Here is a 16,269-nt window from a genome sequence, read left to right on the forward strand (position 1 = left end):
TTTTATAAATCTATGAAATTTATTATTTCAAGTGGTGAACTGCAGAAGGCTTTGCAAACTGTAAGTGGCGTAATATCAAGCTCTCAATCGAGACCGATTTTAGAAAACTATCTTTTTGAATTAGACGGAAATAATGTTACCATTACAGCATCTGACGGCGAGACAACTCTTGTTACTTCCCTGGAAGTAAAGTCTGATGATACAGGTAAATTTGCTGTTCCTGCTAAAATTTTTCAGGATTTTATCAAGACATATGGTGAACAGCCTCTGACATTTGTTGTAAAAGACAATGCTGAAGGTACCGGAAGCCAGCTTGAGATTTTAGATGAAAAAGATAATTTCGCAGTAGCATTAGACAATGCTGATGACTATCCTGAATTACCGGAATTCGACGCTTCCCAAAGTGTAACAATGCCGGCAGGAGTATTGTCTGAAGCATTGACAAACACACTATTCGCTACAAGTAACGACTCTCTTCGTCCGGTAATGACAGGAGTGCTTTTCCAGTTTGGAGAAAATGAAACCAATTTCGTTTCTACAGACTCCCACAGATTGGTGGTGTACAAAAGAGCAGACCTGATGAATGCTGAGCCGATGGAGTTTATCATGCCTAAAAAGCCTCTTAACATTTTCAAAAATATCCTGGCTAGTTCCAATGAAGACGTTACCATCGACTTCAATGAGAATATGGCTAAGTTTACTTTTGGTAAGCATATCTGGATCTGTAGACTGATTGACGGAAAATATCCGAACTATACTGCGGTAATTCCAAAAGAAAATCCAAATGTATTGACCATCAACAGAAATCTGTTGTTAGGAGCTATCAAAAGAGCGTCTATCATGTCTAATAAATCTACCAACCAGGTAAGATTCAAGCTTTCCGGAAATATTCTTCACCTTCATGCAGAAGATACTGAATATGCCAATAAAGCTGACATGCAGATTCCTTGCGACTACAACGGAGAAGATATCAATATCGGATTCAGTTCAAAATTCTTAACAGAAATGCTTACGATTTTAGGATCTGATGATATTACCATGAAAATGTCCCAGCCTAACAGACCAGGAATCATTGAACCTCTTGATGGTCTTGAAGAAAATGAAAATATCTTAATGTTATCAATGCCGGTAATCGGATTGTAATATTGATTTAGTATACAAATAAAAAGCCGGAATTTTCCGGCTTTTTTTGTAGGGTCTAATCGACTTAGGAATCAGGAGCGTTAAGAAAATTTAAATGTAATCCGCCAAAAAATTTCCATTGTCTGAGCATGGGATATACTATTGAACCGAAGAAGAACCAGATGATCCATGCGAGTTTGGAAATTTTAGGAGTACATTCAAATTTTTAGCGGATGATTCCCGTCTTGAACTTTTGTATACTTTTGCTTCAAGGCAAAAGTATAATAAGAGAAAGGCGTATTCAAAAGAATATTAAATCAATAGTGTTATTTGTGAATCATTAGCGTCATTAGTGTTTAAATCAACTCATCATGGAAATAAAAATACAGTCTTCCCAAACCTCAGATTTTTCCGCAGAGTTCACAACTGAAAATTACAGCGTGTTTCTATGGAAAGGTTCCGGTGTTTTCTCAGTAGATGGTATTAATTATTCTTACAGCGGATACAATATTCTCTTTCTTTCTCCTTATCAAAAGGTGAAACTGGTTTCGGAATCTGATGAAAATATCCACGTGCTTTTCTTTCACGGAGATTATTACTGTATAGAATATCATAAAAAAGAAGTGGCTTGTAACGGACTTCTTTTCAATAATATTTATCTGAATCCGAGTGTTGAGCTTTCGGAAGAGAGTTATCATTATATTCTTGAGCTTTTTAATCATATTAAAAAAGAAGGACGTGAAAAGCATCCGTTTTCGGAATCCATTATCAAAACCTATATCCAGCTCATTCTTGCCATTGGAAGCAAACAGAAAAGCAGTATTGAAAACAGCATAATTTCTAATGAAAAGCTTTCTAATAAAAATGCTGCAGAATTTCAGAAACTTCTGGAAACGTATTTTAAAACAGAAAAAGAACTGTCATTTTACAGCGATAAACTGAACATTACCAATAGTACATTAAGCAAGGCAGTAAAGAAAGAATTCTCCAAAACACCCACTCAGCTTATCAATGAGAGAATTATTCTGGAAGCCAAAAAATTGTTGCATTTAACTTACAGATCTGTAAAGGAGATTGCTTCTGAACTGGGATTTGAAGATGAATTTTATTTCAGCAGGTATTTCAAAAAGTCAGTAGGCTGCTCTCCTAAAAATTACAGAGAAAAAGTGGGGATCTCCGTGGTGGCGAAAATGTCCATGTAATGTCCTGAAATGTCTATGTTGGTGCTGCAGGCATGTGAATACCTTTGGTAAAAAATAAATCACATGAAAAACAGCAGACTTTATCACCAATTATTACAATGGGATACGTACTTTTTCAATTTTCTCAGAATTTCAATTTTCATCGTTATGGCCTGGATTGGAGGCTTGAAAGCCTTTCATTATGAAGCTGATGGAATTGTGCCTTTCGTTGCCAACAGCCCTTTGATGAGTTTTTTCTACAAAAATGCAGACCATAAAGTTATTAAGGAAGATAAAAAACGGGTTGCAGAATACACTTTGTATAAAAATCCTGAAGGAAAAGTGGTTCAGAAAAATATTGACTGGCATCAGGAAAACGGAACATATGCCTTTTCCTACGGTTTAGGGACAATGATCGTTGTAATAGGAGTTATGGTATTACTGGGGATTTGGTTTCCTAAAATTGGAACAATTGGAGGTGCTTTAACATTTTTAATGTCATTGGTTACCCTGTCATTCCTGATCACTACTCCTGAAGTTTACGTCCCCAATCTGGGCGGAGATGGAGTGACATCTCAATATGGATTTCCGTATCTGTCAGGAGCAGGACGTCTCGTATTGAAAGATATTATCATGATGGCTGCAGGCCTGGTATTATTTTCTGACAGCCTGAAGAAGCTGGTAAGACCGTCGGATCAATAGATTCCCGAATCAGCACATGAAAGATTAACGAAAATTTATTATCTTAAAATTACTTCTAAATTTCTCTATTTCTCAAAAAAACACGACATTTGTAGCTCGAAAAATCACACCGGAAAAGGGGTGGGATTTCAAATAAAAGTTTCAAAATAGAGCAGGTGGAATCTAGAACTCATCTGACGAATTAAATAAGTAGATAGATTAACAAATGAAAATATCAAACAACTGGCTGAAGGACTTTGTAAAAACGGAATCAAAAACTGAAAGAATCGGTGAATTCCTTACAGATATAGGTCTAGAGGTTGAAGGGATAGATAAATTTGAAAGTGTAAGAGGCAGCCTGGAAGGAATTGTTGTAGGTAAAGTACTTACCTGCGAAAAGCATCCTAATGCTGACAAACTGAAGAAGACAACTGTAGACGTAGGAAACGGAAAAGTGTTGAACATTGTTTGCGGAGCTCCTAACGTAGAAGCGGGGCAAACTGTTCCTGTAGCCGTTGTCGGAACAAAAATCTATGACAAGACCGGAAACTTTTTTGAAATTAAAGAAGCAAAAATCAGAGGTGAGGTTTCTCAGGGGATGATCTGCGCAGAAGACGAATTAGGTCTTAGCGATGATCACGGAGGAATTATGGTGCTGGATGAAACAAAATATGAAGTAGGGAAAAACTTTGCAGACTATTTTGAGTTGACCAATGATGAGGTTTTTGAAATCGGATTGACACCGAACAGAACAGATGCTATGTCTCACTATGGTGTTGCCAGAGATTTACACGCTTATCTTTCTACGAACCAACTGAAGTCACAATTTAATAAAGTAGCCTCTGAAGTTTTGAATAATGAAGGAACTCATGATTTCAAACTGGAAATTGAAGATGCAGAATTGTGTCCAAGATATATCGGAGCAGTTATTGAAGATGTAAAAGTTGCAGAATCACCATCGTGGTTGAAAGACAGACTGAAAGCGATCGGACTAAGCCCGATCAATAACGTTGTAGATATTACCAACTATATTCTTCACGGATACGGACAGCCGCTTCACGCATTTGATGCAGATAAAATTGCAGATAAAAAAGTGAAAGTGGGAGTGGTAAAACCGGGAACAAAATTTACAACTTTAGATGGTGTTGAAAGAACATTGAATGGTTCTGAAATCATGATCAAAGACGGTAAAGATAAACCGATGTGTATTGCCGGAGTATTCGGAGGTGAGAATTCAGGAGTATCTGAAACTACAAAAACAATATTCCTTGAAAGTGCTTACTTCAACCCGATTGCAGTGAGAAAAGGAGCAAAAGCGCACAGCTTGAATACAGATGCTTCTTTCAGATTTGAGAGAGGAGTAGACCCGAATCTTACCAGAACAGCCATCACTCACGCAATTAAAATGATTCAGGAAATTGCTGAAGGTAAATTGGTAGGTGACTTATTGGAAGAATATCCTAAGAAAATAGAGGACAATTACGTGATCCTTAGATTCTCTAAAATTGAGCAGATTTTAGGAACAAAAATCCACAGAGAAAAAGTAAAGGAAATCTTAAAAGCATTGGAAATTCAGGTTTTAAATGAAATTCCAAACGGTTTCGAAATCTCAGTTCCTGCATACAGAGCAGATGTAACAAGAGAAATTGACGTGATTGAAGAGATTTTAAGAATCTACGGATACAATAAAATTGATGCTCCACAGAAGATTTCATTTACTCCTGTTAAGCTAAGTGCTAACGATCAGGATGAACTGGAAAACAGCTGGGCAAGAACTTTACAAGGCCTTGGTTTCAATGAAGTAATGAACAACTCTTTAACTTCTGTAAAAGATGAAACAGATGCTGTAAAACTATTGAATCCTTTAAGCGGAGATTTAGCATTTATGAGAAAGTCTTTATTGGAAGGACTTCTTCAGAATACAGTATACAATATCAACAGAAAAAATCAGGATATCAAATTCTTCGAATTAGGAAAAATTTATCACAAAAAAGATAAATACGAAGAAAGAAAACAACTGGCATTACTGGTTTCCGGAAGAGACGTTGCAGAAAACTGGCTTCAGCCAAAATCTGCGGTAAGCTTCTATAACCTTAAAGCGTATGTAAAAGTTTTATTGGAAAGATTGGCTGTAGATTACAAAGAAGTAGCTCTAACTGATGACAGATTCTCTGATGCATTGGTATATGAAGCGGATGGTAAAGCATTGGTAAGAATCGGAAAAGTAGCGCCTGCCTTATTGAAAGACTTTGATATTGATCAGGAATGTTTCTATGCAGAAATTGAACTGGAATTTGCTCAGGAGTTACGTTCTAAAAATGAATTGAAATTCAAAGATATTCCGAAGTTTAACAAAATCAGAAGAGACTTAGCTTTATTGATTGATAAAACAGTTAACTATCAGGATCTATATCAGACGGCTAAGAAGAACAAATCTCCATTCATTAAAAACATTAATCTGTTCGATGTGTATGAAGGTAAAAATCTTCCTGAAGGTAAGAAGTCTTATGCCATGAGCTTCGAACTGTTAAACGAAGAAAAAACACTGGAAGAAAAAGAGATTACAGAGGTAATGGATTCTCTGATCAAAGCTTTCCAGAAAGAATTCAACGCTGAGTTGAGATCTTAATATTTGAAAATATATTTCACAATAAAAGAAACGGACTTTTTTAAGTCCGTTTTTTGTTTTATTCCATTGTTGTTAGGCTTGGGCTAAAGCCAAATGAATTTTTGTGGATAGAAAAACGGGCTAAAGCCCGTTCCTATTGAATTGCATTAGTGATATTAGTGAAAATATTAATGTTATTCGTGTTTAAAATGGAAATTTTGTATAAAAACAATCTATCCACAGTCTTTATCACTCCGTAAGAGTCTCAATATATTTTATAAACCAATTATTGTATAGATTCCTTGCTTTGCTCGGAATGACACGGGTATAGTATTAAAATTTTATCGGAGATAAAATCTTTGCGCCTTAAACTCTTTGCATATTAACAAATTTGCGTCTTTGCGTTTTCCAACTTATGACCGCATAATAAGATCTTTTGCTCGGAAAAATATTCAAAATATCAAATGTTAAAGAATAATAAAATTTACGGCAGCCCGTTTAAATAATATAATTTCCGTAAATTTGGGTTAATTCAAAAAGAAAAAAATGAAAAATCTTTTTTTAAGTATATGTACAGCTGCAGTATTGGCTTCATGTGGATCTATGACAAGCCCGTCTGCATCTAAAGTAGGAAAAGCTCAGCCTGCTCTTGCCAGCACAAAATGGACATTGGCTGAAACGGTAAAAGGTAAAGTTCCGACATTGAATATTGAAGGAGAAAAGATCACCGGAAATGCGGGATGTAACAACTATTTCGGAACGGCTACCATAGATCCGTCTACAGGAAGTTTTACAGCCGGACAGATGGGATCTACAAAAATGATGTGCAGCAACATCGGGGTAGAACAGAACTTTATGGATATGATGGGGAAAGCTAACAAATATGTGGTTTCCGGAAATACTTTAGAATTGTACAAAGACAATCTTTTGCTATTAAAATTCACTAAATCAGAATAAAAAAACAAAAGGAACTCAATTGAGTTCCTTTTTTATGTTTAGAGTGTTATTAATCTTCCTCTTCTTCGTCGTACTTAGCCAACTCTTCATCGCACCATTTGAATGCTGCTTCTACTACTTTAGTAGCCTCGTCTGCCATCGTTTCTTCATCATCACCTTCAAGATCATCTAACCACTCAACTTCTTCTTCCTCAACGTTTAAGATAAATCTTGGATATTCTGTATGAACCACGAATAGATCCTCTGGAAATTCCGAATTATCTGCTAATAAAAACTTTGGTAATTTCATTTTTTTAATGTTTTAACTTTCTCAAAGATAATTAAAATTATTGATTTAAGATGACTTCAAAAACATTTTTGAAACTTTTTCAGCTTTTTTGCTTTCAGAATAATCGTAGAACCCTTCTCCTGATTTTACACCCAGTTTTCCGGCTGTCACCATATTCACAAGCAGTGGGTTCGGAGCGTACTTAGGATTTTTGAAACCGTCATACATAACGTTCAGAATAGCAAGGCATACATCAAGACCAATAAAGTCTGCCAGCTGAAGCGGACCCATCGGATGAGCCATTCCCAGTTTCATTACCGTATCAATTTCTTCTACACCAGCCACTCCGTTGTAAAGAGTCTCGATAGACTCATTGATCATTGGCATTAGAATTCTGTTCGCTACAAAACCAGGATAATCATTTACCTCTACAGGAACTTTACCCAATGTTTTACTCATTTCATAAATGGCATCAAAAGTCTCCTTGGAAGTTGAATATCCTTTGATAATTTCTACCAGTTTCATAATAGGAACCGGGTTCATAAAGTGCATCCCGATTACTTTATCAGCTCTTTTGGTAGCCGCAGCAATTTTTGTGATAGAAATAGAAGAAGTATTGGTTGCAAGGATACAATTGGCAGGAGCCAGCTCATCCATCTGGCCGAAGATCTTCAGTTTAAGATCAAGATTTTCAGTAGCAGCCTCTACAATAAGATCAGCAGATCCTGCAGCCTCATTCAATGCTGTAAAAGTAGTGATGTTACCTAATGTTTCAGCTTTTTGCTCCTCTGTAAGGTTTCCTTTTGCAATGATTCTGTCAAGATTCGTAGTAATGGTTTTTAAACCTCTGTCCAAAGCTTCCTGGGATACATCTACAAGATTTACTTTAAAACCGCTTTGTGCGAAAGTATGTGCAATACCATTTCCCATGGTTCCCGCTCCGATAACTACAATGTTTTTGATCATTTTTCCTTTATTTTTTATAGATAGTTAAATTTTTTGCGTCTGTAAGGTCAGATTGTGTGACAACAGCTGTTGAATCAAAGGTAACATTTCCTACACTCTGGCTTTTTTTACTGTTATTCTGATTGGAAACAGTAGCCGTTAAACCTCTTATCAATCGTTTTTTCTGATTCTTTGTAAGAAAATCGGTGCCAACATACAATGTATATTCGCCTTCTCTTCCCATCCCTTTTTGGATCAGGACTTCCAGGCTTTTGATCTGGCTTTTGTTCTTAAATTCTTTCAGAAAGCTCATCACAGGCTTATCAGAGGCAGGGCCACAGCATACACTTCCGTAGCTGATCTCTAAATAATTCTGATTCTTCTGAGCGTAAAAGAATGTGAAAGCAAACAGAGCCGTTGTTAGTATTATTTTTTTCATGTTAAATCGCTTTAAAAATAAGCTTAAAATTTTACTTATTAAAATATTCCCAAACCTCTCTGGAAATATCTGAAATCATCCTGCAGTTGACTGCATCCGTTTCCGTTGAATTACTGACAAATACGGCTAATGCATAATGTTTTCCATTCGGTAAAGTAATGATTCCTATTTCATTTTCCGCACCTGTCAAACCTGCTTTATTTTTCCCGGAAGCTCCCGTTTTTCTTGCCACGGGAGTGTTTTTGGGAAGTTGTTCCACCATTTTATTCAATCCTGTGGAAGTAGACCATAGTACTTTCATCAGATAATCTGTAGATTTTTTGGAAAGTATTTTCCCGTCATAGAATTTTTTAAGGATATCGACTGCTGATTTTGTAGTACTGTAATTTTCATATTGAACATTCCAGTCTTTATGCATGTCTTCTTCATTATATTTGATCTGAAAACCTTGTACCCCTTTGGAATCCATGAATTTCTGAACAGTCTGGGTACCTCCCAATAACCTGAGAAGAATATCACAGCCGTTGTTATCACTTTTGGCAACCGTATATTCAATCACTTCACTTAACGGAACTTCAACATCTTTTCCTGCATATTGATCACGAAGCGGCGACCACGTATTCTCTAGTAAATTTGACTGATCCAGTTTAATTTTCTGATCCAGAGAAAGCTTTCCCTGGTCTATGGCATTCAGAACCGCTGCGGCAATGTGAAACTTGAATACGCTTTGCATTGGCAGCTTTTTGTCTGCGTTTTTATTGTATGTAAAACCATTTTCAAAACCTAGGACAGAAACGCCCACAGTAGCTTTTTTGTTCTTAAGGATTGAGTTTATTTTCTGTTCTAATAAAGAAGTCTGGGCAAAGGTAAATGCTGAAATCAAAAGGAAAAAGAATGCTGTTTTTTTCATAATATGATCATTAAAAAAGCCCTCTTCTGAAGACCGGAAGAGAGCTGCAATTTAAGACAATTATTACTATTTTAATTCAAAATAATTCAGATTTACTCCATCATTTTCAAAGACGATTCTGATCTTGTTTTCCCCTTTCTGAAGGCTGATGTTTTTTGCAGTAACCGTTTTCCAGTTTTCATTTCCACCCGTAGATGACAATGATACTGTAGCTAAAACTTTTCCGGAAGCCGTTTCAATTCTTATTTTAGCATCGTTGGCAGCAGAATATCTGATGTCCAGAGTATAATTTGCATCTCCTTTTGATCGAAGCGTATACTGAAGCCATTCTCCGGTTTCTGTTTTTCCTACATAATACTGATTGGTAACTTTATCATTACATTTATAAATATCCACCCCGTCATTTCTCATCTGCTGTCCGGAGTTCCACTCCGATCTTTTTGCCGGATCACTTACCCAGAGATTGATAAAATCCTTATCCAGATAGGCAGCACCCATTCTTCCCAAATCATATTCTGAAGCAAATATTCTTCCCGGAGCCTGGTGATTTCTGAAAGGTTTTGTAGAAGCATCTGTAATCTGTCTGAACATCGCATCAATCACATCCCTTTTAATTTCCGTGTTGTTCAGCTTATAATTGTCGGCAATCTGTAATAGAGCTTTTCTTGCATACTCTTTAGAAGGCTTTTCACCTCCGTTTTTCCAGTAATCCAACAGCTTTTCATATTCAGGAGTGATTTTTACATTGGTAATTCCCGCGATATTATCAATCTTTTTCATCGGCCAGAAGGCGTATCCTATATTATGCTTGCCTAAAAGCTGAATCAACTCAGTAAACCATACATTAGAGTTTTCTCCCGTTTCTCCAAGCCATATCGGCATATTGTGTTTCTCTCTGAGATCCAACGCGAATTGAATGGTTTGATCATCATTGTAATTCCAGTATTTATGAAAGCTGAAAGCCATATTGTTATCCCAGATTGCTGGTAATCCGTTATAATTATTTCCCCAGCCGTTTCCTTCAATAAAAATAATATGTTTTTTATCAACTTCTCTAATAGCTGCAGTGATGTCTTTCTGAAGTTTCCAGAGCGGAGCATTGGATATTTCATCTGTACCATTCGGGTTTTTACCTGTGAAGTTGATGTTAGGTTCATTAATCAGATCATAGCCTCCAATCCATGGATTATCTTTATACCGCTCAGCTAGTTTTTTCCAAAGCGCAATCGTTTTTCTCTGGTTTTCTTCATTAGCCCAAAGTGAAGGCTTGGATTTGTCATTATCAGAGATGTTCGCATCATTTCCCTGACCTCCCGGAGCTGCATGCAGATCCAGAATAAGGTATATTTTATTATCGGTGCACCATTGAAGAAGATCATCAGTCATTTTAAAACCTTCCTCCAGCCATGTATCTTTTCCTTTTGCAGGTTCTTTTTCAATAGGAAGGGTGTAAAGGTTGTAATGCATCGGCAACCTTATCGAATTGAATCCTGCTTTGGCTAAAAAGTCGATATCTTGCTTTGTGATTCCATTTTTCAGGTAAGCTTTGTAGAACTCATTCATTCCGTCTTCACCAATCAGTTCAGCAATTTTCTCCTTAATCTTATACTGTGGGCCGGCGAAATCAGCAGTTTTCAGCATATATCCTTCCTGTAGCATCCAACCGCCGAGCCCAAGGCCTTTCAATTGAATATTTTCACCTTTATCATTAACGATTTTTTGTCCTGAAGTCTTCAGTAATTGTGATGTCCCAAATTGAGACAATAAAAGTACGGATAATAGAATGGCTCTTTTCATAGTAGTTTCAATGATTTAAATAATAGGAATTTTTTAGAAATTAGTCATAATGAATGGTGGCATCATAGTAAGAATCTACATTCAGACCATTTATTCTGCCAGGAATCCATTGCGTGTGTAAAACAAAATCTTTCAATTGTTTATTGAATTGTTTTTCAAATATATTGTTTTTTTTGTTTTGAAATTCACTTTTTACTGATAAATCCTTAATTTTTCCGTTTTTAGTAATAATAAAAGAAGCTGAAGTGTAGGAATAAAACTTTTCCTTTTTTGATTTATATCCTTGGGGAGTAGGAAATTTTTTTAGATAATCAGTTTGTAGTTTTTCAAACTGATTGTCTGCGGTAGAGTTAGGATAGCGCGAAATATCATCACATTCTTCATATGAAAATATTTCATCGGGATGATTTTTTATAAACAGTTGCTTTGCGGTAAAGCGCAATGAGTCTATAAATTTCTTTCCGAATCTTTTTAAAATAAGTCTGTTCATCTCGATTTCCCGGCAGTTTTCATACTGATCATTCGGAAACCTTACACAAGATATGGGAATTTGCTGTGTTTTTATATGATTCTGATTCAGAAGCTCTATAAATTCCTTTTCACCCAGATAATCATAGCCTAAGCCAGAGAAATTGGTCCAGGTATAATTTTTATAATTGAAATCATTTTGTGCCTGCTTTTTTTGATCATCACAATCTATCTCGTAACCATTTTTTTTCTGATGACAAGATAGCATTGTGATTGCTGCCAAAAATAGTGCAGACTTTATTTTCATGTTAACTGATCAGTTTCATAATCTCTAAAGCCACTTTCAATGCTTCAGTTCCATCTTCAAGAGAAACTTCTACATTTTTGTCGCCAGTAATCGCATCAGCGAAAGAATTTAATTCGTCCAGAATAGCATTGTTAGGCTGGATATTTGGATATTCAAACAGAATCTGGTTCTTTTCTCCCTCTGCATTTTCAATGATCATATCAAATGGAGTAGGGTTTTCAGGAGCATCTTTCATTCTGATCACTTCAGCCTTTTTCTCAAGGAAGTCAACGGAAATATAAGCATCTTTCTGGAAGAATCTGCTCTTTCTCATCGCCTTCATAGAAATTCTGGAAGTCGTAAGGTTGGCCACACATCCGTTCTCGAACTCTATTCTTGCGTTGGCAATATCCGGAGTTTTGCTGACTACACAAACACCACTTGCGTGGATATTTTTCACTTTGGATTTCGCAATGCTTAATAAGATATCAAGATCGTGAATCATAAGATCCAATACCACAGAAACATCTGTACCACGGGGATTAAATTCAGCCAGTCTGTGGATTTCAATAAACATCGGAGTACTGATGTATTCCTTGGTAGCAATAAAAGCCGGGTTGTATCGCTCAACGTGTCCTACCTGTGCTTTGATTCCTTTTTCCTGGCACAAACGAAGAATTTCTTCTGCCTGCTCAAGAGTTTGGGTTACCGGCTTTTCAATAAAGAAATGAAGGCCTTTTTCAATAGCTTTTAAAGCATAATCATAATGATAAACAGTTGGAGTGACAATATCAAGCATGTCAATCTGCTCAAGCAATTCATCAAAATTTTCAAAATATTTATATCCGAATTCGGCTTCTAATTTCTTTCCGTTTTCAATATCTTTATCATGGAAACCTACAAATTCATATCTATCTGACTGATTAAGAAGTTTTAAATGTATTTTTCCCAAGTGTCCGGCACCTACCAAACCTGCTTTTAACATAGCTGTATTAAATTTTTGTAAAGATAGTGAATGTACATTTATAAAATACATGACTTTTCACTTGGTGATAGTCAGGAATGAACGCCTTCATTCATTAAAGAAATTATACTAAATTCACGGTCAGAAAAATAGCTATGAAAAGAATAATTTCGATTGTAATCATCTCTGGATTATGCACTGCCGGATGTATAGGAGATAGTCCATATGACCCGCAGGCCAAATGTGGTACTCCTACAAATCTGATATTTGAAAAAACAAATAATCGGCTTTCCTGGAGCTTTATCAGTATGGGAGAAGGCTATTATGAAGTACAGTATGGGGAACAGGGTTTCTCTTTGGGAAAGGGAACTACAGTGGTCACCAATAAGAACTTCTATAATCTCCCTCTATATAAAGATAACAAATATGACCTTTACGTAAGAAAAAACTGCGGAATAGACAACGGCCGGAGCAGCTGGGCAGGACCTGTTACCGTATTGGCAGGCACTACTACCACCTGCGTAAAACCAGAATATGCAACCTATTCAAAAACAACCTCTTCTGCGAATTCTTCTGTTTTTGATGCTACAGTATCCTGGGAAAATGATGGAGTTTCTGCATATGAAACGGTTTTGACAACAAGTTTTGCTCCTCCTGCAAGTGGAGATTTGGTGTTTGCAGGCCAAAAAGCTGTTTATGTAGGATTAAGTAAAACAATGAATTATAACTTTTTTGTGAGAAAAAGATGTGCTGATAATACCTTCAGCGATTTTTACGGGCCTTATCCGATAAAATGGAATTAAAAATAAAAATACAGCAGTCAAGAAAAATGGCTGCTTTATTTTTGGGATATTCTTTGTTCCGATTTGAAATCTAATTTCTAATTTCTTACTTTTGTCAAATGCAGGATTCGTTTGTACATAAAGGAAAAAGAAAGATTTTAGTAGACTACCTTCGAAACAGAATTGGTATTTCGGATGAAAATGTACTTTCGGCAATGAATGAAGTTCCAAGACACCTTTTTATCGAAAGTATTTTTGAAGATTTTGCCTATGAAGACAGGGCATTTCCTATTCTCGCCCATCAGACCATTTCCCATCCGTCCACGGTAGCGGAACAGTCTGAATTGCTGAAGGTAAAACCAGGTGAAAAAGTTTTGGAGATCGGAACAGGATGTGGATACCAGACCGCAGTTTTAATGGCGATGAAAGCCCATGTATATACGGTGGAAAGGCAGAAAGACCTTTTTGATTTTTCCAAAAAGAAACTCAGAGAACTTCATCTGTTTCCAAAATTTCAGAGTTTTGGAGATGGTTTTGCCGGGCTTCCAACTTTTGCTCCTTTTGACAAAATTATCGTAACCTGTGGCGCTTCTACATTACCCACAGAGCTTTTAAAACAACTGAACATCGGAGGAATAATGGTGATCCCATTAGGACCAACGGATGAACAGGTTTTATACAGATTTACCAAAGTAGGCCCTACAGAATTTGAAAAAGAAGAATTCGGAGCTTATAAATTTGTTCCGATGCTTGGAAATACAAATCAATAATGTATTACAGATAAGGAATTAGCAGACATCCTGGTCTCAAATACCTGTTCTTAGCCATAGTTTGTGTTTTTGAAATTCGATAATTAATAAGATTTAATCTTTTTTTAATACATTTTAAATCTGTTTCGGAATAAAAATTGGATTCACATGAGAACCCAATCACTAAAATCTTAATATTATGGACACGAACAGATTCAAGGCGTCACATGATTTTAGTAATCTTCAGAAAAATCTGCATAATAACCCGGGATACAGTATAGAAAGCTATTCCCAGCAGGTGAAAGATTACCTTCATGACATGAAAAGCAGGAATCAGGAAGCTACCAAACAAGGATTTATGGCGCAGGCTCAGAAATCTGCAAAAGAAGTTTGGACAGAAATTCAGGAAATTGCTTCTGAAGCCTGGGAGAAGAACAAAGACCATTCGGATGAAGAGAAATAATTTTTTAATATTAAAGTTCAATAACCTTACTTTTTGCGAGTGAGGTTTTTTATTTAAAATAACCAAACCACAGTATTATGAAAGTTTTTATCAATAAAAGAATTCCAGAAACAGGAATAAAAATGCTGGAAGAAGCAGGCCTGGAGATTGTAATCCCGGAAAAAGAAAACCTTTCTTACGAAGAATGGCTTAATTACTGTAAAAATACAGATACGATGTTAAGTATTGGCACAGACTTTACCTATGATAAGAACTTTTTTGAAGCCTGCCCGAATGTGAAAGCTATTGCTCTTTATTCCGTAGGATTTGATCACGTTGACATTAAAGAAGCTACACAACGACACATTCCGGTGGGAAATACGCCCGATGTTCTGAGCAGGGCTACTTCAGATGTGGCCTTTTTACTCATGCAGTCTGTGGCGAGGCGGGCAAGCTATAATTTCCAAAAAGTAAAAGATGATAACTGGGGAGCATTTGATCCTCTACATGCCCTGGGCCAGGAATTATATGGAAAAACACTGGGAATTTTTGGATTGGGTCGAATCGGGTATGAAATGGCTGAAAAATCAAAAAAAGCTTTTGGTATGAACATCATTTATCACAACCGCCATCAGAATAAGGAAGCAGAAAACGAGCTGGGGGCAGCTTATGTTTCTTTCGAAGAACTGATCAGAAACTCAGATGTATTGAGTGTACACGCTAATTTTACCCCTGAACAGAAAGAATTGTTTAATTATTCGATATTTGAACAAATGAAGCCGGACTCGATTTTCATCAATACAGCCAGAGGAGGTTTTCATAACCAAAAAGATTTGTATCAGGCGCTTGTAGATAAAAAAATCTGGGGAGCAGGCCTGGATGTAACCAATCCGGAACCAATGTCTGCAGATGATCCTATTCTTGGGCTTTCCAGTGTCTGTATACTGCCTCACATTGGTTCTGCTACTGTTGAAGCCCGAAATGGAATGGCCAGACTGGCAGCAGGAAATATCATCGCTTTTTCACGAAATGAGAAAATGCCGCATTGTGCAAATCCTGACGTTTATTCTGATTATTCAGCATAACTTGGAATTATTTTTGTTTTAAATATGTAAACCTTTAAATACAACTATCATGATACCGGAAGACAATATTAATGAACAGAACAGAAAGCTGGAACAAATGGATTATAATCCCAATGAAGATATTTTCCAGAAAGAAAAACATATTCCGCTTGATGGAGATGGAAATCCTATTCTGGATGAAGATTTTGATGAAGATAAAATCGATAAAGGACTGGATATTCCGGGAGCCGAAGACGATGATGAAATGGAAGAAATAGGAGCAGAAGATGAAGAAAACAATTACTGGAGTCTCAGCGATAATGAAGATGACCATGAAGAGGAAAACGATGATGTTTTAACCTAAACTTTAACGATACAAAAAACCGCCTTATTGAATTTCAGTAAGGTTTTTTTATATGAAATAACAACTAATATGGGGGAGGGGAATTGAGGTGTGTTTATTCAAATATAGTATTTAATATTAAATGATAGTCGATTTACAGTTTTCATAATTTTGCTTAAACCTTAAACCTTAAACCTTAAACCTTAAACCTTAAACCTTAAACCATTCTTTCCTTCCCCTCTTGCCTATATTTCCTATTTTGA

The 16,269-nt window shown here is 36.3% G+C and carries 17 protein-coding genes; 10 read left to right on the forward strand and 7 right to left on the reverse strand.

All coding sequences use genetic code 11. From position 1 onward, the window contains the following. Positions 1–12 precede the first annotated feature (12 nt). The 5 genes from dnaN (at position 13) to AB1278_RS08880 (ending at position 6,549) form a co-directional block, all read left to right on the forward strand. The gene (gene dnaN, locus AB1278_RS08860) at positions 13–1,143 is read left to right on the forward strand and encodes a DNA polymerase III subunit beta (RefSeq protein WP_034699704.1); all 1,131 of its coding nucleotides are present in this window, start codon (positions 13–15) and stop codon (positions 1,141–1,143) included. Positions 1,144–1,493: 350 nt separating this feature from the next. Continuing rightward, complete coding sequence (locus AB1278_RS08865; RefSeq protein WP_429813799.1) at positions 1,494–2,324, forward strand: helix-turn-helix domain-containing protein; 831 nt, start codon at positions 1,494–1,496, stop codon at positions 2,322–2,324. A 63-nt stretch (positions 2,325–2,387) separates the two neighbouring features. Beyond that, positions 2,388–3,005, forward strand: a complete 618-nt coding sequence (locus AB1278_RS08870) for a DUF417 family protein (protein ID WP_429813802.1) — start codon at positions 2,388–2,390, stop codon at positions 3,003–3,005. Positions 3,006–3,210: 205 nt separating this feature from the next. Further along, positions 3,211–5,613 (forward strand): phenylalanine--tRNA ligase subunit beta, encoded by a 2,403-nt coding sequence (gene pheT / locus AB1278_RS08875; protein WP_429813805.1) that lies wholly within the window; start codon positions 3,211–3,213, stop codon positions 5,611–5,613. A gap of 525 nt (positions 5,614–6,138) precedes the next feature. Further along, positions 6,139–6,549 carry an META domain-containing protein gene (locus tag AB1278_RS08880; RefSeq protein WP_047433591.1) on the forward strand — a complete coding sequence of 137 codons (411 nt, stop codon included), beginning with the start codon at positions 6,139–6,141 and terminating at the stop codon, positions 6,547–6,549. 49 nt (positions 6,550–6,598) lie between these two features. Here AB1278_RS08880 and AB1278_RS08885 read toward each other — a convergent pair whose 3' ends face one another. The 7 genes from AB1278_RS08885 to AB1278_RS08915 all read right to left on the reverse strand — a co-directional run bounded on the left by AB1278_RS08885 (position 6,599) and on the right by AB1278_RS08915 (position 12,647). Next, positions 6,599–6,838, reverse strand: coding sequence for a hypothetical protein (locus AB1278_RS08885; protein ID WP_002977986.1), 240 nt, complete (start codon positions 6,836–6,838; stop codon positions 6,599–6,601). 45 nt (positions 6,839–6,883) lie between these two features. Further along, complete coding sequence (locus tag AB1278_RS08890; RefSeq protein ID WP_202844343.1) at positions 6,884–7,780, reverse strand: 3-hydroxybutyryl-CoA dehydrogenase; 897 nt, start codon at positions 7,778–7,780, stop codon at positions 6,884–6,886. 10 nt (positions 7,781–7,790) lie between these two features. Beyond that, positions 7,791–8,201, reverse strand: a complete 411-nt coding sequence (locus AB1278_RS08895) for a hypothetical protein (RefSeq protein WP_202839451.1) — start codon at positions 8,199–8,201, stop codon at positions 7,791–7,793. Between the two features lie 31 nt (positions 8,202–8,232). Continuing rightward, positions 8,233–9,111, reverse strand: coding sequence for a CGA/CIA family class A beta-lactamase (gene bla-A / locus AB1278_RS08900; protein ID WP_202839453.1), 879 nt, complete (start codon positions 9,109–9,111; stop codon positions 8,233–8,235). A 66-nt stretch (positions 9,112–9,177) separates the two neighbouring features. Beyond that, positions 9,178–10,908 (reverse strand): cellulase family glycosylhydrolase, encoded by a 1,731-nt coding sequence (locus tag AB1278_RS08905; RefSeq protein WP_429813814.1) that lies wholly within the window; start codon positions 10,906–10,908, stop codon positions 9,178–9,180. Positions 10,909–10,948: 40 nt separating this feature from the next. Next, positions 10,949–11,683, reverse strand: coding sequence for a hypothetical protein (locus AB1278_RS08910; RefSeq protein ID WP_202839457.1), 735 nt, complete (start codon positions 11,681–11,683; stop codon positions 10,949–10,951). 1 nt (position 11,684) lies between these two features. Then, positions 11,685–12,647: a Gfo/Idh/MocA family protein gene (locus AB1278_RS08915; RefSeq protein ID WP_034699728.1), complete on the reverse strand. Its 963-nt coding sequence runs from the start codon at positions 12,645–12,647 to the stop codon at positions 11,685–11,687. A gap of 134 nt (positions 12,648–12,781) precedes the next feature. Here AB1278_RS08915 and AB1278_RS08920 point away from each other — a divergent pair, with 134 nt between their 5' ends. The 5 genes from AB1278_RS08920 to AB1278_RS08940 all read left to right on the forward strand — a co-directional run bounded on the left by AB1278_RS08920 (position 12,782) and on the right by AB1278_RS08940 (position 16,027). Beyond that, positions 12,782–13,429, forward strand: coding sequence for a hypothetical protein (locus AB1278_RS08920; RefSeq protein WP_429813819.1), 648 nt, complete (start codon positions 12,782–12,784; stop codon positions 13,427–13,429). 98 nt (positions 13,430–13,527) lie between these two features. After that, on the forward strand, positions 13,528–14,178 hold the full coding sequence (locus AB1278_RS08925) for a protein-L-isoaspartate(D-aspartate) O-methyltransferase (protein ID WP_110011068.1): 651 nt from the start codon (positions 13,528–13,530) through the stop codon (positions 14,176–14,178). Positions 14,179–14,356: 178 nt separating this feature from the next. Next, a complete protein-coding gene (locus tag AB1278_RS08930; protein WP_110011069.1) occupies positions 14,357–14,620 on the forward strand; it encodes a prevent-host-death protein in 264 nt (87 codons plus the stop codon). A gap of 77 nt (positions 14,621–14,697) precedes the next feature. Beyond that, the gene (locus AB1278_RS08935) at positions 14,698–15,684 is read left to right on the forward strand and encodes a 2-hydroxyacid dehydrogenase (RefSeq protein ID WP_429813823.1); all 987 of its coding nucleotides are present in this window, start codon (positions 14,698–14,700) and stop codon (positions 15,682–15,684) included. Between the two features lie 49 nt (positions 15,685–15,733). After that, positions 15,734–16,027: a hypothetical protein gene (locus AB1278_RS08940; RefSeq protein ID WP_114821005.1), complete on the forward strand. Its 294-nt coding sequence runs from the start codon at positions 15,734–15,736 to the stop codon at positions 16,025–16,027. Positions 16,028–16,269: the final 242 nt, after the last annotated feature.

The organism is Chryseobacterium sp. NRRL B-14798, assembly GCF_050470705.1.
Classification (GTDB): domain Bacteria; phylum Bacteroidota; class Bacteroidia; order Flavobacteriales; family Weeksellaceae; genus Chryseobacterium; species Chryseobacterium cupriresistens.